The sequence below is a fragment of the Acidobacteriota bacterium genome, from assembly GCA_016703965.1.
Classification (GTDB): domain Bacteria; phylum Acidobacteriota; class Blastocatellia; order Pyrinomonadales; family Pyrinomonadaceae; genus OLB17.
On record JADJBB010000021.1, the window covers coordinates 235,238 to 256,705 of the forward strand.

Sequence of the window (21,468 nt, forward strand, 5' to 3'; positions counted from 1 at the left end):
TGAATCCCGAGAACTAGCCATTGATCGCCGATGCAATTATGATCGCGATGCCGATAATGAGAGCTCCGATAATGATCGCAAGAGCAGTATTCTGATCTTCTTCTATCTCTTTCTTAACCGAAAAGGGGGCAACAAGAACGACAATCAAAAATGCCAAGGCAAAGACGATAAGGCCGATCGCGACGAAGATCACGGTCGTCGCCATTACCGGCCAAAGCTCTTCCATCTTGACGACCATGCCCAGAGTCGGGGCGATTGCTGCAAGATTCAACATTATTTTCCTCCACGAAATCCTGAATAAAAGAACGGCACGCCTAAACGCGATTTACTGCCGGAATTGGCCAGTTCCCAGCCAAACCAGGAAGATAACGCGTAAAAGCTCAATACGCCGACACCAAATACCATGTACAGTTTTTTTAACATAACTTCTTTTCTTAGTTACGAAGTTGTGGAGCTTCGAAGTTCCAAGGTTTCAAGCTTCCTCGCAACTTAGTAACTTTTTAACTTCGGAACTAATCCGAATCATCCGATCCGCCGGATGACGCCGAGCTGAACATACTATCTTTCCATCTGCTGCCCTCGAACGATACCTTTCTGATCAACCCGATGACTGGCACGATAAGAAGGATCAGAAACGCACAGATGAAATTTACGCCCCGGTTAACGTTCTGCTCAACCTTAACGGTAACGGGCATTTGTGCCTGCCAATTTTGCCACGTGCCTTCGACACGAAGCGTATACTTGCCCGCCGGCAATGACGAGATCGTGGCGTCGCTCTTTTTATCACCCTCGGTCCACGCTCCGTCGCTGTCGCTGCCGCTGTAATATTCGACCGGAATATTAACGGATTCGATCTCCTCGGTCGTTCCGTCCTTGACGAGATCGATGTCGAGGTCGGCCCAGGAATTATCGACCTGTGCCCCTGCAGTTATACGTACATTTCGGTTCGCTTTAAGATCGAATGGCTGACTAAAAACGGCCTGTGCAGTCGTGGCGTTTACGAGCGGCGGAAGGACGACTTCCTGATTTAATACCGTATTCGTGAGTCCGCTGAACGGTATCATAAAGATCGCAACCGCTAAGAGAGCAAGCAGCGGCAAGGCTCCCCATGTGTAATAGAACCTGCCGGTAAACGGCTGGTTCGGCGCAACACCCCACGGCCGCGGAAGTCCGGAGATCCCGAAGGCTTTCTCGACCTCGTCGTTGGTCATGTAAGTGCCCGCGGACCAGTTGATCTCGTTGGCCGATATCTCCTGCGACAGCATGACCGGTGCCGCAACGTAATCTATCGCTCGAACGGTTTCGCCCTGCTCGACTCGCCAATAGAATTCGCCTTTTACGTATTCCGTGACCGCCGGAGCGTCCTGAAATATCTTGAATTTGCGGCCGTTGTATTCGACGGTGCTTCCAGCGACAAAGACGTTATCCTGAGCAACATCAGCCGGATTGACCGGTTCTACAAAATTCCAATGATTGTCCGAATGGACGAGCCACCTAAAGCCGATCATAGGATTGTAGAGCAGATACTCGTGCCAATAGTACTTCTCTCCGTCGATCGTAACGCTGCGGACAACGGCTCCGATGATCTTGAATTTAACATCGCCGGGGAAGGTACCTTCAGCACCGATCGGAGCGACAAATTCCGGCACGTTAGTCTGATCGAGCGCTTTGAGGTATGAAATATTGCCTTGATTTACATCAAGCAGCGAATCGCAATTCGGGCAAGTTACCCGTTCGGCTTTGTCGGGAGCGATCAGATTCAGCGGGCCGCCGCAATTCGGACACGGCAGTCCGGCAGCCGAGACGCGCTTGCCTTCACGCTTTACCGATCTTGCATCGCCCAGCCCGATCTCATCGAGCGTTACCTGATTTCCGATAAATACCCACGGCGGCGACATACTGTAGTCGATCGTCGCGAACGCATTGTTCTTTCCGGCAAGGTCGGCAAACTGAAAATCCTCGTTCGGCGTCAGCTTATACGGAATTTCCCCTTCAGCAGCGATCGAGGTTCCACGCCCTTTCTCCTGCACCATGAGAGGCATCGGGCTTGGGATCTCGGTGACAACCTGGCCAAGCTGAAGGCCTTCGAATGACGGCAGCGAAACGCCGGCAGGCAGCGGCTGATAAAAGGTTAAATAAAAACGCCCTTGAGCCTCGGCAAGCCAGCCAACCCAGCCGTTCGAGAATGTTGCGTACCACTCGTCCCACGAACCTCCGAGCTCATGCTTGTTTTGAGCCCGGCCAGTAAGTTCAAATCTTGCCTCCTTGTATGTGCCTTTAAGCCCGAGCTTGAGCGGAGATTCTGAATCAACTATGTCAGCGACCTTGCCAAGGTCTTCCAAGGCACGATCGGTTCGCGATATCGCCGAGCGGCAGAACGGGCAAACGAGAACGATGGTCGATCCGGCCTTGAATTCTATGGGCCCGCCGCACGACGGACAATTCGCCTGAAGAACGCTCATTGCTCACCTCCGGCAATTTCAAATCTCATATCCGAACCCAAATTCCGGACACCGGCAATGTCTTCCCTGGTTCCGCGTTCGATCCTGGTCACTGTTACGTCAGCCGCGTCGAGGGCCGCTTTTAGCTCGCCTTCCCAGTTCCATTCGGGCCGCGTTCGGCAGCAATATAAGTTAAATGTGGCTGTTCCGTATTCAGGATACGTATGGCAGGCAAGGTGCGATTCGGTGAGTGCGATGAGGCCTGTAACACCGCCCTCACCGTCGAATTTATGCCAGACGGAGCCGATAGACCGCAGGCCGAGGTCGTCGATAACGCGCGACAAGATCGATCGGATCGCGTTCTCATCGCGCAGAGCGTCCGGCTCACAGCCTGTCGCCTCGATCAGCCATTCGGTTCCAACGATCATCACGCTTTACCTTACGAAAACTTTAGCAATAAGTTTTGAACTGGCACGATAACCTCTACGTTATAATGCATGTAGCGAAGTATGTCGAAAAGAATGATAGCTAAAATCTGTGGATTTGTCATTTCTGTTTTCACTGCTTCCTTTCTATCCGCCGGATGTGGGTTGGTTTCGACACGCAGCGAAACCAAACCCGCAGATTCAAGCTATGGATCGCCACAGATCAACGGACAGATCCATTCACCCGATATTACAGAAAGCAGCGGAATCGCTGCTTCAAAGTGCCAGGAGAATACTCTTTGGACACACAATGACTCAGGTGATGGCTCATTTCTTTATGCTATAAATGATTCCGGAGAGAGCCTGGGAACGTGGAAGGTACCGAACGGTGAGAATATCGACTGGGAAGATATTGCCGTATTCAAAGACGGCCGCGGCAGATGTTATATCTACATCGGCGAGATAGGTGACAACAAAACGAAGCGTCCGGACCATGCGGTCTTTCGTGTGATCGAACCGACCGTGAATTCCGCCGCTTCTGGTTCTTCGCGAAACGAACCGCTCATCACCGCAGATGCAGAATCGCTGCAGTTTTCGTATCCGGATTTCAACCAGGACGCGGAGACGCTGATGGTACATCCTCGATCGGGCGATATTTATGTCGTCACAAAACGTGTGAGCGGTCCCGCCGGTGTTTATCGGCTTAAGCCTGAATTCAACAGATCATCGATACAAAAGGCCGAAAAGATAGGAGAACTCTCGGTTCCGGCAATTCCAAATGGATTCCTGACGGGCGGCGATATCTCACCCGACGGACAGCGAGTGATCATCTGCGATTACACACAGGCGTATGAATACGCTCTGCCGGCCGGAGAAATGGAATTTGACATGATATGGAAGCAGACCGCGGCGCCGATCGATCTCGGAAACCGGAAAGGCGGCGAGTCGGTTTGCTACAGTGCCGACGGGACTTCGATCTTTGCAGGCAGCGAAGGGAAGAATTCGCCGTTGATAGAAATTAAACGCCGCGCAAAATAGAAGAAAGCTGCTGCATTCCTATGAATACAGCAGCTTAAACTGAATTTCAACGATCTTAGTTTGTGATCGTGAACTTGCCCTTGTTCTCAATGACCTGTCCGCCGACACGGTCTTTGATCAAGACCTTGAGCTCATAATCGCCAAGCGGCATAAGCGTAGTCGGTAGCAATCTGGCAAGAGTCAACCGTTGTCCGGAATCGCTCAAACCGCCCCAGTCCTCAGGCTGCTTTAATAATTCCTTGCCATCTTTGGAAAGAATGTAGGTAACATCCACCGCCGGACGAAGTGTGGTCTGGTCGATGCCTGCATTGTAAACCTGCATGTAGAGCCCGACTTCCTGGCCCTGCTTGTAAACTCCCGACAAATTCGGGATCACTTTTGCGTTACCGATCACGAATGACGAACCGATGTCGCGGTCAGTTGTCGCTCGCAGTTTGGAGGCCATTATCAGCGAAGATGTTGAGAGCTTCTTCTCATCGTACCGCGGTACAACAAAACCGAGATTTTGGATCCCCTTGTTTCCCGATTTAACATCACGGACCACAACGTCAACCTTGTATGTGCCTGGGGTAAGAGCGATCGCTTTCTGATAGACCGATTTTCGGTCTCTTGCGTCATTTAGCTCTTCAGCCGTTGCAGTTGCTGAAACAGAATCTTCAAAAATGCCCGAACGCTTGCCAGAGACGGCGGTAATGCGTCCAAAGATGTTCATCGTCGCCTGCTTCAATCCGCCGACTTCATCAAAGGTCAATTCCTTGTTGCCCGCCTGCACGGTAAATGCCGTGATCACGCGGTCGTCGGACTGACGGAAGAAATCGACGCGAAGGTCGAAATCGAGCGGATTGCTGTCAATAACGCCTGAGTCGCCGCCCGCGATACCCTGCAGGTCGCTGAACTTAACAGTCGGCGGACGCTGCAAATTTGCCTGGATCTCGAGCCGGCGAAACATCGTGTCCTGCTCACGTTGGTAATTCTGGTTGTAACCGTTATTACCGGTTATGCGATCAGCCTTATCCGAGAGTCCCAGCTGCTCCGATGTCGTGAGACCCGCGCCCGGAACCATCTTCAGAGCATCCTTTTCACTCGCATCACGGGCCATGCGGTACTCGCCCGTTCCGGTTGGGTCGACAAACTCGATCTCCAGCCCATCACCGACCCCATCGAGGTGACGGTAAAACCAGATCTCAAACGGGTATGTACTCGTCGATCCGCCGCCTTCCCAGCTTGGACGATCATAGGAACCGCCAGACGGATGCGACTCGACGGAATCAGGCTTGCCATGCGCTATGTAAACGCGGCCGCGATCTGTCTTCCATCCCGGGATACCCGACGCGAAGTGCTGATTGGCATACGCGATACGTTCGTAATACTCTTCACGGTATTCGTTTTCCTCGGTGTCCGGATTTGGATCCCGGCGGCGCCAGAAATTTTCAATGAAATTCTCGCGCTCTTCGTCTGTCGTTAGTGCCTTAAATGCCTTTTTTTCCTGATCCGTAATGATGTACGCGACGTCGTTATCCAGCCACTTCTTATAGACCTTGTTCGCCTCGGCCGTCACGTTGCGAGAGTTGCTCATCGGATCATTTGGATCTTTCTTCGCGGGCGGCTGAGCAATAACTGCAGTTATCCCCAAACCAGCGGCCACGAATGCCATCAAAACTTTCCTAAATCCAAGTACTTTTGACATAGCGGTAAAACTCCGGAAGAAATCAACCGTTTGAACAAGTATGATTCCTAATAACCTTTTATCTAAAAGATTCTAGACACTTCTGTCTAACTATTCAAGATGCAAAAAGGAAGGTAAATGGTTGCATCCTAAGCCTTCTCAGCCTCAGCATCGGTTCGCCTTTTTCTATTGAAAAACCAAGCGATAAATACCGACACAACATATAGTCCCATCATCGGTGCTGCAAACAACATCATGTTGACAACGTCGGCCGTTGGAGAAACTACTGCTGCTACGATCAAAATGATAATGAGCGATATTTTCCAGCTGCGGATCAGCATTCCGGCGGAAACGATCCCGATCCGAGCCAAAACATACGTGATGGCCGGCATCTGAAAGATCAATCCCATCGCAAGCATAATGATCGTGATGAAATCCAGATACTCCGTCGCACGAAGCTGCAGCTGAAACTCGCCGTCGCCGTAATTGAGCAGAAAAGCGACCGCCGGAGGGAATAGTATATAGTAGGCAAATGCCGCTCCGATAACGAACGAAACTGTTGAGAGCCCAACAAATGGCGTCACATATCGCCGTTCATGCTTATAAAGTGCGGGTGAGATAAATCCCCAAACCTGCCAGAGCAAAAGCGGCAGAGCGAGGGCAATTGCAGCATAAAGCGAAACCGTGACGATCAGAGTGAACTGCTCGGTCGTTGTCGTTACCGTCATTCTCTCATCTTGATTTGGCAAGACTTTATCGAGGGGAACCGGGAGCCTGACCCCCTCGGGCACGATCGCATTGTTGGTAATGATCTTCTCGGTCGTAAAGAGGCCCAACTTACCATCCGTATCTGTCACGGCTTTTGCATTAACCGATGTTCCGGCTCTAAGCAGTGCCCCGCCAAGCGTTGTATCCTTGTCCAGCGTAAATCTGCCGCTGTCTCCCTCTTTCATCTCGCTGATAGCGAGTATTTTCTCGTCGCCGGTCAGTCCGCCGATCGGCCATTGCCGCCTTTCGGCCTTGGACAAAGCCTGCCGCACTGGGATCGACAGAAAGTTATAGATCGTTTGACCGAAATAAAAACAAACAAGAAAAGAGACGATCAGGATAAGTACGGCTTTAACAAGGCGCTTACGAAGCTCGTCGAGATGTTCGAGAAACGACATCTGAGCGCCCGGTTCCAATTCCTGACCTGATTCGATTTGATCCATTGATGTCTAGAGCCAGTTCTTCTTATCGCTCGCAGGTGAGTTTTCGATGAGTACTTCGGCAGGTTTTGGAGTTTCGCTGGATTCGATCATGTGTTTGAAAGCTTCCGGATCAGCCGCCCGGATCGCCGGGGCGTCAGGAATGACAGTGGTCGTTTCCGGTGTCGCTCCGGACTCATCCCGAGCTACGGCCTCCGCATCCAGGCTGCCAAGGCTGAAAGCTTTAGCCTCTTCCTCAAAGTTAACTTCTTTTTCCCACGTCTGCTTGAATTCGTTTGCAGTACCGCGAAACTCAGCCATGATCTTCCCTGCTTTCTTTGCAAGTTCTGGTAATTTTCTCGGGCCGAGGAAGATAAGCGCAACGATACCTACAAGTATCAATTCGGAGGTACCAATAGATTCGAAGATGAACAAAAACACTTAACTTACCTCGATGCAATAATTACTGCCCGCCGCGACGCTGCCGATGATGACCGCACCATCGACATCTTGCAAGAACTTCGCGGCGTTCGATTCCGACAGGCTGATGAGCAGGCCGCCCGCCGTCTGCGGGTCAAACAGGGCGCTCTGCATTTCGCCCGAAACGCTTTCCTTTATTCTAACGGTTTCGCCAACATAAACGCGATTGTTCTTATCACCTCGCGTCAACATTCCCTGTGAAATAAGCTCTAAAACGTCAGGCAGCAGCGGAACTGCTTTAGAATCAATATTTAACGTCACGTTGCTGCCCTTTGCCATCTCAAACGCATGGCCGATCAATCCAAAGCCGGTGACATCCGTGCAGGCGTTCGCACCGACCAACTGCATTACTTTAGACGCGTGTGCAGCCGAAGTGGTCATTGCCGCGATCGCCGCGGCTTCTGTTTCAGGGCTCGCCTTTCCGCGTTTAACTGCTGTATTGATCGCGCCGGTTCCTATGGGTTTGGTCAGGATCAACACATCCCCCGGTTTTGCCCCCGCATTTGTAACGACCTTATCAGGATGTATGATCCCTGTGACGGCATACCCGAACTTCATTTCCTTGTCATCAACCGAATGCCCGCCGAGGATCACGACCCCAGCCTCGGTCATCGCGGCCTGCCCGCCTTTCAGTATCTCACCGAGGATATCCCAATCACCTTTTTGCGGATAACAGACGATCGAAAGAGCCGATATGGGAGTCCCGCCCATCGCGTAAACGTCGTTAAGCGAATTGACCGCCGCGACGCGCCCATAGATCTCAGGATCGTCCGCAACAGGAGTAAAGAAATCAAGGGTTTGAACAAGCGCGATCTCGTCCGAAAGGCGAAAAACTCCCGCGTCGTCGGAAGTATCGAAACCGACGATCACATTTTCGCTATTTTGTTTCGGAAGTTTGCTCAAAACTTGAGCAAGGTCGCCGGGGGCGAGTTTGGCCACTCAACCGGCGCAATCGACCATTTCCGTCAAACGCTTCTGCATTCCCGTAACTCCTTTTATTTCTTTAAGATAACCGAAAAAATACGATCAAGATCGTCGAGGCTGTAGTACTCGATCTCTATCTTTCCCCCGATACCCTTCCTGCCTTCGTGGATCTTCACATTCGTATTCAACGTACGCATGAGCTTCGTCTCAGCCGCCTTCACATTCGGGTCAACAACCCGTTCAGGTTTCGCCGAATTGTCGTCAGGCAGGTCGCCCTTCTTGATACGCCGCAGAGCCTTTTCTGTCTCACGAACCGACCAGTTGTGCTCAATCGCAGCCATCGCCGCGACCTTCTGTATCTTTGCGTCGTCCGTGCCGAGCAGTGCTCTCCCGTGGGCAGAAGTCAGCCCGCCTTCTTCGATCAGCCTCTGTATCTCTTCCGGAAGCCGTAGAAGCCGCATACTGGCAGCCACCGAGGACCTTTCTTTACCGATCCGGTCAGCTACCTGTTCCTGCGTAAGTCCAATGGTATCAATAAGTTTACGGTATGCACGAGCTTCTTCGAGCGGGTTTAGCTCATGTCTCTGAATATTCTCGATCAGAGCGATCTCGAGCAGCTTTTCGTCTGATACTTCCTTTACAATAGCCGGTATGCGCCGCAATTCGGCTCGCTGCGATGCCCTCCAACGCCGTTCACCCGCAACGATCTGATATCGAGTGCCAAATTTACGGACAACGATCGGCTGGATCACGCCATTCGCCCGGATCGATTTGGTCAGTTCCTCAAGGTTCGCCTCCGCAAAACGCGTACGCGGTTGCTCCGGATTAGGCTCGATCAGATCTATGTCGATCTCATATGACGGAGCCTCACCAGCAGGCGTCGGTTGTTCGTCTCCCAGCAGTGCACTCAAACCTCGTCCCAGTGTTTGTCTAGCCATTCTTTATTATCTCCTTGGCGAGTTGGACATAACTCTCAGCACCGCGCGAACGCGGATCATACAATAATATTGGTTTGCCAAAGCTCGGAGCCTCGGCAAGACGCACATTTCGCGGTATCACCGTTTCGAGCACTTGGCTGCCGTAGAAATCCCGCAGATCCTTGGCAACTGCGGACGAGAGATTGGTCCGCTCGTCAAACATCGTAAGCAGCAGGCCCTCGATCGCTAGCTTTGGATTCAATTCACGTCGTAGCCGGGCAAGTGTGTCAAAAAGCTCGGTCACACCCTCAAGTGCGTAATACTCGCATTGAATAGGAACCAATAACGAATCGGCAGCCGTCAGGCCATTCACGGTCAATATTCCTAGCGACGGCGGACAATCGATCAGTACGTAATGAAAATAATCACGAACCTGGGCCAGAGCCTCTCGCAGCGCGTAGTTTCTATTTGCCCGTTCTACGAGTTCTATCTCAGCCCCGGCAAGATTCTTATCTGCCGGGAGAACCCAAAGAGTGTCGATCTCGGTCGGAAGAACCATTTCGCGAGGCGAATCGCCAGAAACCAGTGCATTATATAAGGTTTTCCTGCCCGCAACGCGCGGGACACCAGCACCAGAGGTCGCGTTGGCTTGCGGATCAGCATCCACAAGCAACACTTTTTTGCCTTCAGCTGCCAACGCCGCTGACAGATTCACGGCAGTAGTTGTCTTGCCAACACCGCCTTTTTGATTTGCTATCGCTATTACTTTGCCCATTTTAAGACGAGATCTTCAATTGATTAAGTTAGCACACCGCGAACTCATTCCCTAAATCGAGAAAAGTGTGAATCGATTCACACTTTTTGAGTTTTTTTCCCGGAATGTGAATCGATTCACATATACAAGCCAATTTCTCGAACGGGAGGCGGACTCGATTTGAAAGTGTGAATCGATTCACACTTTCAGCAACAAGATTGGTAAAGGTATCATTGTCGCTTGCACGTTTGACCTATCTCGAATTCGCATTCGACCAATCAGGCGGTTTTATGGCGACAAAAGGCAGGAAACTTCGACCAATTAAGGTAAATAGCCCGTAAATACGCGATTTGGCCCAAAGTGTGAATCGATTCACACTTTTTATAGCGGCGAGTAAATATTACCGCAAAATTCTCCCCCAAAATTGAAGATGGTTAGGATGGACGAAAGAAGAAAGTGTGAATCGATTCACACTTTTAAGAGATATTAGTTTTGACTTGTCCGATTAGCCGTGTTCGCGGTCAGATGAACGAGAACAGATGAAACTGCTGCTGGCGTCAAACCAGCAATACTACGAACCTGGGCGAAGTTCTGGGGCCTGGCTCGTTCGAGCCGCTCCACCATTTCCGCCGAAAGCCCGCCGATCGTTGCAAACTGGAAGTGTTCAGGCACTTTGAGAGTGTCGTGGTGGTTTACTCTTTCGGTAGCGATCTTTTGCTTAGCTATGTAGCCGCTGTACAAAGAATCGGCCAAAGCGGTTTCCAGATCGGTCTCTTTTAGTTCTTCAGCAACATCCGGGGGAAGCAGGCGTTTGATAAGATCCGAATTTACTCCCTGCCGCATAGCTAACTGAGAGAGCGTGATCGAATCACCCAGATCAACACCAAGCATCTGAGAAACACTAGCGTATTCAACCGACGAACGCTTGAAACGCGTGTGATCGAGCAGACTTCGAAGATTTGCGATGCGGTCACGCTTTGAATTGAACCTTTCCCAGTCCATGTCACCCAAAAGCCCCGCTTCCCGGCCTTTCGGTGAGAGACGCTCATCGGCGTTGTCGTGCCGAAGTGTTAATCTCGCTTCCGCACGGGACGTAAAGAGCCTATAGGGCTCGTCAACCCCGTGGCGGATGAGATCGTCTGTTAGAACGCCAATATATGCTTCATCGCGCCCTAAAATAAACGGTTTGCGGCCCTGAGTCGAGAACGCGGCGTTAATTCCCGCCATCAAGCCTTGGCATGCGGCCTCTTCGTAACCAGTCGTTCCGTTGATCTGTCCAGCAAGAAACAAGCCGTCCATACGGGTCGATTCCATCGTCGGCCGCATTTCACGCGGGTCGACGAAATCATACTCGATGGCATAGCCTGGCCTGATTATTTGAACCTTTTCAAACCCCTCGACCATCCTCAGCAACTCAAGCTGCAAAGCCGACGGAAGCGATGTGGAGAAGCCATTGAGGTACACCTCATTTGTGTCTCTTCCCTCGGGCTCGAGGAATAGTTGATGGCGGTTCTTATCGGCAAACTTTACGACTTTGTCTTCAATAGACGGGCAATATCGGGGTCCAATGCCGGTGATCTTCCCTGAGTACAACGGCGATTGATGCAGATTATCGCGAATCGTCTGATGCAGTCGCTCACTTGTGTAACCGATGTAGCACTGTACCTGATCCTGCTCGATTCTCTCGGTGGCAAATGAAAATGCCACGGGCTTTTCGTCAGCCGGCTGCGGCTCGAAAGCATCCCAGTCGATGGTGCGTCCATCAAGCCGCGGCGGCGTTCCGGTTTTTAGGCGACCGACCGGAAAACCATGAGCTTTCAGGCTCTCGGCAAGCTCGATGGATGCAGGTTCACCCGCACGGCCAGCCGAAAAGGTTTTTCGCCCGGCATGGATCGTGCCGTTCAGAAATGTGCCGGTCGCGATGACAACTGATTTGGCCGAAAAACGGCGGGAATCTTGCAGCTCTACGCCGACAACTCTTTTGTTCTCAATATTTAGGTCAATCACTACGCCTTGACGAAGGTGCAGATTCGGCGTTGATTCGAGTACCCGGCGCATCTCAGTTCGGTACAGGCTGCGGTCTGCCTGAGCACGCGGCGATTGGACAGCGGGCCCCCGCGAACGGTTCAATAGTCGAAACTGAATTCCCGTCCGATCGATAACGCGGCCCATGATACCGCCCAGTGCATCGATCTCACGAACAACATGGCCTTTAGCAATACCGCCGACCGCAGGGTTACACGACATCTGTCCGATTAGATCTAGATTTATGGTGACCAGCGCCGTCTCGGCACCGAGACGCGCGGAGGCAGACGCCGCCTCGCAACCCGCGTGGCCAGCACCTATAACGATCACATCAAAACTTTCGTCAAACATACAAAATCAAGCCCCATTTGGGCAGCGAAACTCTTAACTATATTGAATTCGTCTGGTTTGCGCAACGAATAATTGCCAGGGTTGGTATCCTGCGGCTATCTACTTTCCGATGCAAAATGTTGAAAAGATACGAGTTAGCATGTCTTCGGTGGTAGTTTCGCCCGTGATCTGACCAAGATAGCGGAGGGCATTGTGAAGGCCGATAAGAACGATCTCTTCGCTTATCTTTTGGTTCATTAATTCCAGCGAGTTTTCGATCTCATCTTTCGCTCGGGTGAGCAGGTCATGATGTCTCGCATCGGTAACAAGAAATCCCGAGGTTGATACATCCTCGGCTCTAAACGGTCCGACAATGTTGTGTTTTAGATCGTCGAGGCCTTCGCCAGTTTTGGCAGAAAGGGGAATTAGCCTTTCACGAAGGTATGCAAGGCTCGAGTTTTCTGCGGCGACAATGCGATCAACATCTGTAGACGGAACTTTGTCGATCTTATTCAGCGCGACGATGTAATTCAAATCCTTTACGCTAGCAAGAATTTCCCGGTCTTCATCCGATGTCTGTACACTAGCGTCAAGCATTACGACAACAATATCGGCGTCCGCCATGGTTGCCCTCGAACGTTCAACGCCTATACTTTCGACCATGTCGGTCGTTTCGCGAAGCCCAGCCGTATCGATCAAGGAGATCGGAATATCGCCAATGGTAAATCTCTCGTGGACTTGATCCCGCGTCGTTCCGGCGATCTCAGTTACAATAGCACGGTCGCTGCCCAGTAAAGCATTGAAAAGACTAGACTTACCCACATTCGGACGCCCAACTAAAGCGACTCTTAGCCCCTCGCGTATTAGACGACCGGCTTTGAATGTCGACGCAAGTCTTTCAATCTCAGCTGCGATCGCTGCTATTTTGGTTTTCACTCCTTCCGCCTGAACTTCCGGGAGATCGTCCTCGACGAACTCAAGTGCGGATTCAAGAACAACTATCACATTTAGAAGATCATCCTTTATAGGCTGAAGCCGGTTAGAAAATTCCCCACGCATCTGCCGGATCGCCTGCCGCGCCGATGCGGTAGTTTGTGCATCGATCAGATCCCGTATTGCCTCCGCCTCAGCAAGGTTCATCCTCCCATTTGCGAGAGCACGAAGCGAGAATTCACCCGCATCGGCCATCCGTGCGTCCAAGCCAAGACAAACGTCGATTACCCGTCGCAGGACAACGGGCGACCCGTGACAGCTTATCTCGACAACGTCTTCGCCGGTGAAGGAATGCGGTGCCTTGAAATACGCGATTATCGCTTCGTCTATTACTTCGCCGGTATGTGGTTCGTGAAGTTGTTTGAGATGTGCGGCGCGGGGTGCGGGTGAAAAGCCGTCATCATTGACCAATTTCTTCGTTATCCCGAGCGATTCGCCACCGCTCAGGCGGACAATTCCGATGCCGCTGCGGCCCGTGGGTGTTGCAAGTGCGACAATGGTGTTCGGCATATCCTAAATGTTAGTGGCATTTCGAAACAAAAGCTTGCGACTAGCGTGATAATGTTCGGTTGTAGCTCAATCTAAGGAATTCCATGACAAAAAAAATCGCTTCTCGGGGTAGCCCTGCCTGTGCTTATATTCACCGTCGGTTGGACTGCCGCTAATTCGCTAACACCCTAAGCAGATTCAGAATCGGCTCAACCGAAAGTCTTAAAAGGTTTCACAGCCAAAGATGGCGAGGCCTTATATATCGAGCGTATTTGGTGAAATCGAGAGATCAGGAAGTAATTGTTCCCGATATCCTCGTTAAAAACAAACTATCAAGCTGGTGACACCGCCACCGTCATAGTAATGAGGCACAAATTCCCAAACGAAAAGCCAGGCCCTGACCTTCTTGGGTTTGCGATGGGACCGACTTCGCGGTAAATAAAGATCAGCTGCTTACTGCAGACGAACCTGTAGGCGCCGCTCACGACCGTCACCGACCGATTCTGTGAAAAGATCTTCTTCCTTCTGCAATGTCATGTGGATGATGCGGCGTTCGGTTGAGTTTAGGACTCCAAACGTAAACGGCCGTCCATTCTTACGCACCTGATCTGCCGCAAAGCGGGCCATCGCGTGAAGTTCTGCCTTACGTGTCTGCCTAAATCCCTCGGCATCGACGACGAAACGGTGTTCGCGATCAAGTTCACGGCCAAACGCCTGAAACAGGACGACTTCAAACGCGTCAAGCAGTTCGCCGTTTTCCGCCAAGGCATAATGTGAATCTTCACCGCTGAGGTTAAGTAAACAGCCTTCTTCGTTCCATTCTGAATCAACGGTAAGGTCGAAACGCATGTCAGCTACTAGTCCAGCAAGAAAATCCTTCGCGTTTTCACATGTTTGATTCATAAATTGGAGCAGGCTTCCAGCCTGACTGTACTTAATTAATTAGATCCACCTCAGACCTTGCGAGCGGCCAGCGTTCAAGTTAGGTTGTCGAAAGCTTCGGCTTCACCTTCTTCGCACCTTTCGGGACCGAATCAACTATCTCCATTCCAGGTGGTGTATTCGGCTTGTTCATTCGGTTGATCAGCATCTGCTGTCCGAAGCTGACGATGTTACCAAAAAACCAATATAGCAATAATCCCGACGGTGCGGCCCACATTACCCACAACATCATGGCCGGCATGAGGTAAGTCATCATCTTCTGCTGCATTGCCTGCTCAGGAGTCACAACAGCAGCCTGCGGAGTGAACTTCATCGATAGTATCATCGAGAACGCAAAGGCAAATTCCAGCAGGTGCCATGGGTCGGCTGCTGATAGGTCAGGAAGCCAGATGAATGTTGACTGACGCACGTCTACCGCGATCGTGATGGCTGTGTAGAACGCTATGAGCAGCGGGAACTGCAGTAGCATCGGCAGGCAGCCGCCGATGGGGAGGGCGTCCTTGGTCATCTTCAGTTGGTCCATCTGAAGCTGACGCATGCGGGGATCGTCGTTGGGAACCCCCTTCTTTTGGAGCTCCTTGATCTGGTCCTGGATGGCCTTCATCTTCGGCGCGTTGCCGGAGGCTTTCTTGAATGAACGCGATTGCGACCATCTCAACGGGAAGAGCAGCGAGTAGAACAGGAACGTAAAGACGATGATCGCGACCCCGTAGTTATTCGTGAGACCGTTAAAAAAGTTGAGCGAATATACGATCGGGATCGACAGCGGTTTGGTGAGCCAACGGAGCCACCAGTAGTTGCTGAAGTTGATAAGGTTCGTTATTTCGACCTCACGTCCAAGCTGCGAGGCGGAATTCTTACTGAGCTCAGCGAGCAGGAAATAGTCTTTGGTGCCTGTAAAGACCTTGGTAACGGAGCCATCCGCCGGTATCGGAAGATAAACGGTAACGAGGTGCCTCGTCTCGGACGTCTTGGCATTACGCAGTATCCACTGGAAAATGCTTTCAAAGAACGGCTTCGTTTGAACGTCATATTTCGAAGCCTTATATTCCACGCCCTGAGCCGGAGCTGCCGGGATCGCGGTCATCGCGAAGTACGCATCACCAACGCCCGCCCAGTCGACCGTACCTGCGTCAGATAGCGAGGCCTGGCCGTTCGCATCGTACGTGAAGGTGTAATTTCCCTGATGCCGCTTAATATCGCCGTTTACGGCGGCGACGGTCTCAGATTCGATGTGGTAAAAATTGTGGTTATTTATCGCGTGGTCGCCGATGCTTGCCCCGATGACGAGTTTGGTGTTTGGGATCGTCTGGCCTCCGCGTTTGACCGTCACGGCAACGTCCGCGACATAGCTGTTTGCTCTGAAAAGGAACGATTTCTTAACCTCAACGCCGCTCGAGTCGGTCAGCGTAAAATCGATCTGCTTTTCCGCACCGTCAGCCAGAGTAATGGTCTCCTCCGGTACCGAAACCGCATAATTGCGGTCATTCAGAAGCGTCGTCAGGCCCTGATCGTCAGTCGCAAGGCGAAACGGTATCTCACGCGGGCTGCGTTTCAGGGCTTCATCCGAAATAAGCTGCAAAGGCTTTTGCTCGCCCTCGTGCGAGCCGTCGGCGTAGACAGGAAAATCAGCCCGGGGCGATTTGTTCTTTACGATGATCCAGCTCGTTGCCAAAGCTCCTTTGGAATCGAGCTTAACCTCGTATAGAGGTGATTTGATCGTGATCGAACGGTTCGGCGTGGTGTCCGGCGTAGTTGCGGCTGCGGTTTCCGGCAGCGGAGCAGGAGCAGGAGTAGGAACCGGAGATGCTGTATTAGCGTTCGCAGCGGTGTTCGCGGCCGTGTTGGAATTCGCGTTATCGACCGGGGGCGGTTTGGGGGCAAAGAAATATTGCCATCCAAAAAGTATCGCCATCGACAGGACCGCGGCTATCAGAAAACGAGATTGATTACTGCTGTTACCTTGATTTTCCATCTTTACATTTTGGATTTTAGATCTGGGATTTTGGATTGGATAAAACCAAAACCAATCCAAAATCTAAAATCGACAATCCAAAATCACTTCACCGGATCGTGCCCGCCTTTGCACAGCGGCTGACACCTTAAAATACGTGTTAAGCCCATCCATGTTCCACGTATCGCGCCGTATTTCTCAACGGCCTCTCTCGCGTATTCCGAACAGGTCGGTTCAAACCGGCACGCGGGCGGCAAAAATGGCGACAGGAACGCCTTATAAATGCCCAGAATATCGAGAACCAAAAACTTCATCTCAAAAAAGAGTTTGCCACAGAGTACATAGAGAAAACAGAGAGTAAACCAAAAACGGCAGAAAGCCTTTTATTCCTCTGTATCGCTCTGTGTACTCTGTGGCAATATATCTTTTGCCTCGATCCGCCCAACCTTGGCAGCGATCGACTTAAATTCCGCTAACGGATGCTCAAGCTTTCCCCGCAAAATGCTTCTTCGAGCGTTAATGACCCAATCGTATTTCGTGTCGATCGCGTCCAGTTCAACCCGGCTGAGCCTAAAGCTTTCCCGCAATAACCGCTTAGCGCGGTTTCGGTCGTGGGCCTTGCCGATAGCCTTTTTTGTAGCGGTTATGCCTACGCGGTGACGTCCCACACTTGCGGGCAAAATGAAAACCGTCATAAAACGGCCTTCAAAACGGACACCTTGTTCATAGACCCGCAGAAAATCGGCGCGTTTCGCTATCCGATCTTCTTTCGGCAGGCCAAAACTTAATAATGGTGAACTGTTAATCGCTTGCGTCCTTTCGCACGGCGGCGTTTGATCACAGCGCGGCCATTCTTGGTCGCCATGCGTGCACGGAATCCGTGCTTCTTCGCACGACGTCGATTGTTCGGTTGATATGTTCTCTTCGGCATAGTCGCTCTCCATTAGATCTCACTCGAAAGTGAAAACCTAGAGTTTACGCGCTGGATGTGATACTTGTCAAAACCGAAACCTCAATAAAAACGGGCTCTTTGTGAACATCGTCCAACGAATCCGCTATCTTGGATACGTATTCGGATTACCCGCTTTCTAAGTACAATATATTGTGCCTATGCACCCGAAGCCCTCAAAGATCTAACATAAATGACCTGCATAGGTCACACGTCACTTGCGATGATACATTTAAGGCGAAAAATAGATCTCAAACGATCTAACATTTTAGGAGGGCAATGTTCTCATGACAATGATATCGATAGTCGAACCAAGGAAATGGGAAACATTCCTGAGTGACTTTACCAAACGCAATAAAGGACGCCGGGCTAGATTTGAGATCTACGGCCCGAACGGAAGCTTCAAAGAAGAGCAGCAGGAAGGCAGTTTTGAATCGATCTCGATCTCCGCAAATACGGTTACGGTCGTGCGCAGCTACGACAAACACGGAACCCTGGCGTCGATGACCGACGAACTAAAGAACGTCCGCGGCATCTCAGCTCAATATGATAGCGACAAAAGCATCAACATGCTCGAATTTGCCGACGACAAGGGTGGCATGACGACCCTGCATTTCGAATCGAAAATTGACGGCGATTCCTAAATTACGAACGAACGGTAAAAACGACGTCATATTTGTCCATAACTGGTTGTTAGGTCAAAGGTATTTTTCGACTGTCGTTAGTTAATACCCTGATTGGTAAAGGTGTTTTTGCCGTTTGTCGGACTTCGGGCACACCGGCCATCACACCTTTAGCTCTCCTTCATCATCAATTTGATCACCCACAGCATCAACGGCCCCGTTGGGGTGTTTCCTCCTCTTCTTTACGTTACTTTGCGTTTATTCTTTGCGACTTTGCAGGAAACCCCGATCTCACGGATCCGATCTCCCGCAAAGACGCAAAGCCGCAAACGAGCCGCGAACTAAGAAATTAGACGAGCATCACACCATTAGGCCACGCCCAGCCGTGAGTTATTTGTTTTATTCTTGCAACATTTATGCATCTATGCTAGATTACCAAAAATTAAATGGTGGAGAGAAACATATGAAACGAGAATGGAAGGAAATAAAAAACGACAGCACTCGGGCGCAGTGGGCGGGGTTGTATGTGACGATAAACAGCCGGGGAACCATCGTCTTGAACCGTGCCGCATACGAACAGGCCGGCGCGCCGACGGCTTTCAAACTGCTGTATGACCCTGCCAACAACACGATCGGCCTGAAACCGACCGTCGAAAAGATGCTGAACGCCTATAAGGCGAACAGATCAGGCAGACACGGCGGGAAAAAAATATCCGCCTTTCGCCTGCTTTCGGAATGCAGCCTGGTTATCAAAGAAACACTGGAATTCACCGATGCCGAGATCGATCTGGACGGGATCCTGATCCTAAACCTCAGAACCGCCAAGATCTCGAACCGGGCGCTCCATCACCCGACGCGCAATAGAGAGGGAACAGTGAATAGATGATTCTCTTGTGTTCACTGTTCATTAATTAACTTTCCCTTTACCCACGTCTTTGCCTAAGGTTTGCTCAAACCATGCCACGGTCAGGTCACGCGAACGTTTTGCGTCGTCGTTTTGGAAGCCATGGTCCGCACCTGGGATCGTGACGAAGCTCGATTTGACTTTGTTTTTCTGAAACGCTTCGTAAATAGTCTGGCTGTTGCTGATCGGGACCAATGAGTCCTTATCGCCATGAATAAGCAGCGTGGGCGGATCATCCGGGGTCACAAAAACAATTGGCGAATAATCTGCAGCCTTCTCCTTTTCGAAATTCAGCGCTGGAAAGCGTGAACCGACGCTGCCGTCATTTGGGGCATTGAGGCCACGGGCAATCGGACGCATATCTACGGGCGGGAAAAAGGCCACGACCGCAGCGACGCGATCGCTCTCCTTCATAAATTCCTCTTTCGCCTTGGGATCGCCATTGTCTGAAGCGGTGCCGATCATTAGCGAGAGATGCCCGCCTGCACTGGCACCAAACGCGCCGAGACGATTCGGATCGACGCCCCATTGTTTGGCGTTATACCGGACGAATCGAACTCCCCGGCGAACATCGCCGACGATGTCGGGGACCAGGTATTTCGGGCTGCCGCCGTGTCGTAATGCAATTAGGGTGAACCCCTTGTCAAGAAGATCTCTAAAAATAGGCACTTGAGCTAGGTCTTGCGGAGGAAGATAGTTTGAGACATAACCACCGCTGACCACATATATGACCGCCGCACCGTTAGCATTTGTCTTTGGTTTTATGACGTCCATGGTCAGAGCCATGCCGTCCTTATGGCCATAAACGACATCCGGCATGATATCGAGTTTTGTTTGCGCATGAACTGCTCCTGCCCCGGCAAAGCAGGCGGTCATAAGTAGCAAAGCCAATATTGAGCGTGTGATCGGTTGCATATTTTTCTCCTAGCGAAGTTAATTGTGCCGATACAATAACATGAACTTATTTACATCGCACGCGAAGGCGAACAATCTCCCTGACGGCGGCAATATATAGATGATGCTCGTGTTCGAGGATGCGGGTCGATAGTGTCTCGACCGAGTCGCTATCCAAAACCTCGACCTCTTTCTGCAAGATCACCTCGCCGTGGTCTAGGAGTTCGTCGACGTAGTGGACTGTGCAGCCGGTGACCGGAACGCCGGCGTCGAAAGCCTGTTTCTGGGCATCGAGTCCGGGAAATGCGGGCAGCAGGCTCGGGTGGATGTTAATAATGCGGTTCGGGAATGCCTGGACGAATGACGGCGATAGAAGGCGCATGTAACCCGCGAGGCAAACTAGTTCGACTCCGCGTTTTTGCAGCTCGGCGATTATCTCAGCGTCATGCTCCGCCCGTTTCCGGCCATTTCTTTCAACGACAACCGTTTCAACTCCACGCTCGCGAGCTTTTTCCAAACCGCCCGCATCGGGCTTGTCGCTAATGACCACGACAACTTCAGACGCCGGTATTTCGCCGCTCTTAACAGCATCGACCAACGCCACCATATTAGACCCACGGCCTGAGATGAGAATTCCAATTTTCATTGACTATTTTCCGAATCTACGTACAATAACATTGTACAACTCGCGGAGGCATTATGTCATTAGAAGTCAGCTATAGTGAAGCACGAAGCAATCTCGCATCATTAATGGATCAGGTAACAGATGATTGCGAAATCGTGGTGATCAAACGTCGCGGCCGCTCGTCGGTGTCCATGATCGATTCAGATGAACTGGCGAGCCTGATGGAGACAGAGTATTTGTTTCGATCGCCAAAGAATGCTGAACGTCTAAACAAGGCGATCGAGCAAACTTTGGCGGGTGAAGGAGAAAAGATCTCGATCGAGGAGCTACGAAAGGAATTTGGTGCAGAGAAACGAAAAGGCAAATAAGAAACGTGATGCGGTCTTCCAGCCCCAGTTTCTCGACGACCTTCGCTATTGGGCGCAGCAAGATCGAAGACTGACGGTCAAGCTGCTAGATATTGTCGAAGCCACCATTCGCGAACCATTCGAAGGCATCGGAAAACCAGAGCCGCTCCGACACAAGCAAGCCGGAACATGGTCGCGCCGATTAAACAAAGAACATCGAGTCGTCTACATGGTTCTGGATGACCGAATCTCGTTTTTGCAGGCGAGGTATCACTACTAAAATATGACTACTATTAATGAACTTGCGTATATTGACGAGTTTGGTGTGTCACTCAAAAAGTTACGTCAGGCAGCCGGATTAGATAGGGAGGAATTGGCAACGAAAATGGGCACAACGAAATCTGTCGTATCGCGAATAGAAGAAAGTACTGGAAGTATGTCGGTCAAATTCGTGCGGAAATACGCCAAGGCTCTTGGCAAGAAAGTGAACCTTGAGCTAGTCTGAATGCCAGCGAATCGGTCTGCCAATTATGGAAACGTAGCCCACGATTTAACTATGAC

Annotated in this window: 25 protein-coding genes; 6 read left to right on the forward strand and 19 right to left on the reverse strand. The window is 51.1% G+C overall.

Annotation, left to right across the window (positions count from 1 at the left end; genetic code table 11):
• Positions 1-13: 13 nt before the first annotated feature.
• The 4 genes from IPG22_08435 to speD form a co-directional block, all read right to left on the reverse strand.
• Complete coding sequence (locus IPG22_08435) at positions 14-274, reverse strand: DUF350 domain-containing protein (GenBank protein MBK6588307.1); 261 nt, start codon at positions 272-274, stop codon at positions 14-16.
• On the reverse strand, positions 274-423 hold the full coding sequence (locus IPG22_08440) for a hypothetical protein (GenBank protein MBK6588308.1): 150 nt from the start codon (positions 421-423) through the stop codon (positions 274-276). The genes IPG22_08435 and IPG22_08440 overlap by 1 nt, the downstream gene beginning before the upstream one ends.
• A gap of 89 nt (positions 424-512) precedes the next feature.
• Complete coding sequence (locus tag IPG22_08445; protein ID MBK6588309.1) at positions 513-2,462, reverse strand: DUF4178 domain-containing protein; 1,950 nt, start codon at positions 2,460-2,462, stop codon at positions 513-515.
• Entirely contained in the window at positions 2,459-2,869 is a 411-nt protein-coding gene (speD, locus tag IPG22_08450; protein ID MBK6588310.1) for an adenosylmethionine decarboxylase, read from the reverse strand. The genes IPG22_08445 and speD overlap by 4 nt, the downstream gene beginning before the upstream one ends.
• A gap of 93 nt (positions 2,870-2,962) precedes the next feature.
• Between speD and IPG22_08455 the strand changes: the two genes are divergently transcribed.
• On the forward strand, positions 2,963-3,904 hold the full coding sequence (locus IPG22_08455) for a hypothetical protein (GenBank protein ID MBK6588311.1): 942 nt from the start codon (positions 2,963-2,965) through the stop codon (positions 3,902-3,904).
• 55 nt (positions 3,905-3,959) lie between these two features.
• Here IPG22_08455 and IPG22_08460 read toward each other — a convergent pair whose 3' ends face one another.
• The 13 genes from IPG22_08460 to rpmH all read right to left on the reverse strand — a co-directional run bounded on the left by IPG22_08460 (position 3,960) and on the right by rpmH (position 17,496).
• Positions 3,960-5,591, reverse strand: coding sequence for a GWxTD domain-containing protein (locus tag IPG22_08460; GenBank protein ID MBK6588312.1), 1,632 nt, complete (start codon positions 5,589-5,591; stop codon positions 3,960-3,962).
• 128 nt (positions 5,592-5,719) lie between these two features.
• Positions 5,720-6,781: a twin-arginine translocase subunit TatC gene (gene tatC / locus IPG22_08465; protein MBK6588313.1), complete on the reverse strand. Its 1,062-nt coding sequence runs from the start codon at positions 6,779-6,781 to the stop codon at positions 5,720-5,722.
• Positions 6,782-6,787: 6 nt separating this feature from the next.
• Positions 6,788-7,174, reverse strand: a complete 387-nt coding sequence (gene tatB, locus IPG22_08470) for a twin-arginine translocase subunit TatB (GenBank protein ID MBK6588314.1) — start codon at positions 7,172-7,174, stop codon at positions 6,788-6,790.
• 24 nt (positions 7,175-7,198) lie between these two features.
• Positions 7,199-8,176 carry a selenide, water dikinase SelD gene (gene selD, locus IPG22_08475; protein ID MBK6588315.1) on the reverse strand — a complete coding sequence of 326 codons (978 nt, stop codon included), beginning with the start codon at positions 8,174-8,176 and terminating at the stop codon, positions 7,199-7,201.
• 56 nt (positions 8,177-8,232) lie between these two features.
• Complete coding sequence (locus tag IPG22_08480) at positions 8,233-9,099, reverse strand: ParB/RepB/Spo0J family partition protein (GenBank protein MBK6588316.1); 867 nt, start codon at positions 9,097-9,099, stop codon at positions 8,233-8,235.
• Positions 9,092-9,853 (reverse strand): ParA family protein, encoded by a 762-nt coding sequence (locus IPG22_08485; GenBank protein MBK6588317.1) that lies wholly within the window; start codon positions 9,851-9,853, stop codon positions 9,092-9,094. The genes IPG22_08480 and IPG22_08485 overlap by 8 nt, the downstream gene beginning before the upstream one ends.
• 465 nt (positions 9,854-10,318) lie before the next feature.
• Positions 10,319-12,208: a tRNA uridine-5-carboxymethylaminomethyl(34) synthesis enzyme MnmG gene (gene mnmG, locus IPG22_08490; protein ID MBK6588318.1), complete on the reverse strand. Its 1,890-nt coding sequence runs from the start codon at positions 12,206-12,208 to the stop codon at positions 10,319-10,321.
• 99 nt (positions 12,209-12,307) lie between these two features.
• The gene (gene mnmE / locus IPG22_08495) at positions 12,308-13,690 is read right to left on the reverse strand and encodes a tRNA uridine-5-carboxymethylaminomethyl(34) synthesis GTPase MnmE (protein MBK6588319.1); all 1,383 of its coding nucleotides are present in this window, start codon (positions 13,688-13,690) and stop codon (positions 12,308-12,310) included.
• A 432-nt stretch (positions 13,691-14,122) separates the two neighbouring features.
• Positions 14,123-14,572 carry a hypothetical protein gene (locus IPG22_08500; protein ID MBK6588320.1) on the reverse strand — a complete coding sequence of 150 codons (450 nt, stop codon included), beginning with the start codon at positions 14,570-14,572 and terminating at the stop codon, positions 14,123-14,125.
• A gap of 79 nt (positions 14,573-14,651) precedes the next feature.
• Entirely contained in the window at positions 14,652-16,586 is a 1,935-nt protein-coding gene (yidC, locus tag IPG22_08505; protein MBK6588321.1) for a membrane protein insertase YidC, read from the reverse strand.
• A gap of 83 nt (positions 16,587-16,669) precedes the next feature.
• A complete protein-coding gene (gene yidD / locus IPG22_08510) occupies positions 16,670-16,879 on the reverse strand; it encodes a membrane protein insertion efficiency factor YidD (protein MBK6588322.1) in 210 nt (69 codons plus the stop codon).
• A 69-nt stretch (positions 16,880-16,948) separates the two neighbouring features.
• On the reverse strand, positions 16,949-17,260 hold the full coding sequence (rnpA, locus tag IPG22_08515; GenBank protein ID MBK6588323.1) for a ribonuclease P protein component: 312 nt from the start codon (positions 17,258-17,260) through the stop codon (positions 16,949-16,951).
• Positions 17,261-17,349: 89 nt separating this feature from the next.
• Complete coding sequence (rpmH, locus tag IPG22_08520) at positions 17,350-17,496, reverse strand: 50S ribosomal protein L34 (protein ID MBK6588324.1); 147 nt, start codon at positions 17,494-17,496, stop codon at positions 17,350-17,352.
• A gap of 305 nt (positions 17,497-17,801) precedes the next feature.
• Here rpmH and IPG22_08525 point away from each other — a divergent pair, with 305 nt between their 5' ends.
• Positions 17,802-18,158: a hypothetical protein gene (locus IPG22_08525; GenBank protein MBK6588325.1), complete on the forward strand. Its 357-nt coding sequence runs from the start codon at positions 17,802-17,804 to the stop codon at positions 18,156-18,158.
• Positions 18,159-18,600: 442 nt separating this feature from the next.
• Positions 18,601-19,023, forward strand: coding sequence for a hypothetical protein (locus IPG22_08530; protein MBK6588326.1), 423 nt, complete (start codon positions 18,601-18,603; stop codon positions 19,021-19,023).
• Between the two features lie 21 nt (positions 19,024-19,044).
• On the opposite strand, the gene IPG22_08535 is transcribed toward IPG22_08530, so the two are convergent.
• Together IPG22_08535 and IPG22_08540 are read right to left on the reverse strand one after the other, a co-directional pair.
• The gene (locus IPG22_08535) at positions 19,045-19,956 is read right to left on the reverse strand and encodes an alpha/beta hydrolase (protein MBK6588327.1); all 912 of its coding nucleotides are present in this window, start codon (positions 19,954-19,956) and stop codon (positions 19,045-19,047) included.
• Positions 19,957-20,002: 46 nt separating this feature from the next.
• Complete coding sequence (locus IPG22_08540) at positions 20,003-20,581, reverse strand: phosphoribosylglycinamide formyltransferase (protein MBK6588328.1); 579 nt, start codon at positions 20,579-20,581, stop codon at positions 20,003-20,005.
• Between the two features lie 53 nt (positions 20,582-20,634).
• Between IPG22_08540 and IPG22_08545 the strand changes: the two genes are divergently transcribed.
• The 3 genes from IPG22_08545 to IPG22_08555 are packed head-to-tail and all read left to right on the forward strand — an operon-like array spanning position 20,635 to position 21,412.
• On the forward strand, positions 20,635-20,928 hold the full coding sequence (locus tag IPG22_08545; GenBank protein ID MBK6588329.1) for a type II toxin-antitoxin system prevent-host-death family antitoxin: 294 nt from the start codon (positions 20,635-20,637) through the stop codon (positions 20,926-20,928).
• Positions 20,903-21,187, forward strand: a complete 285-nt coding sequence (locus IPG22_08550; protein ID MBK6588330.1) for a Txe/YoeB family addiction module toxin — start codon at positions 20,903-20,905, stop codon at positions 21,185-21,187. The genes IPG22_08545 and IPG22_08550 overlap by 26 nt, the downstream gene beginning before the upstream one ends.
• A 3-nt stretch (positions 21,188-21,190) precedes the next feature.
• Positions 21,191-21,412, forward strand: coding sequence for a helix-turn-helix transcriptional regulator (locus IPG22_08555; protein ID MBK6588331.1), 222 nt, complete (start codon positions 21,191-21,193; stop codon positions 21,410-21,412).
• Positions 21,413-21,468 lie beyond the last annotated feature (56 nt).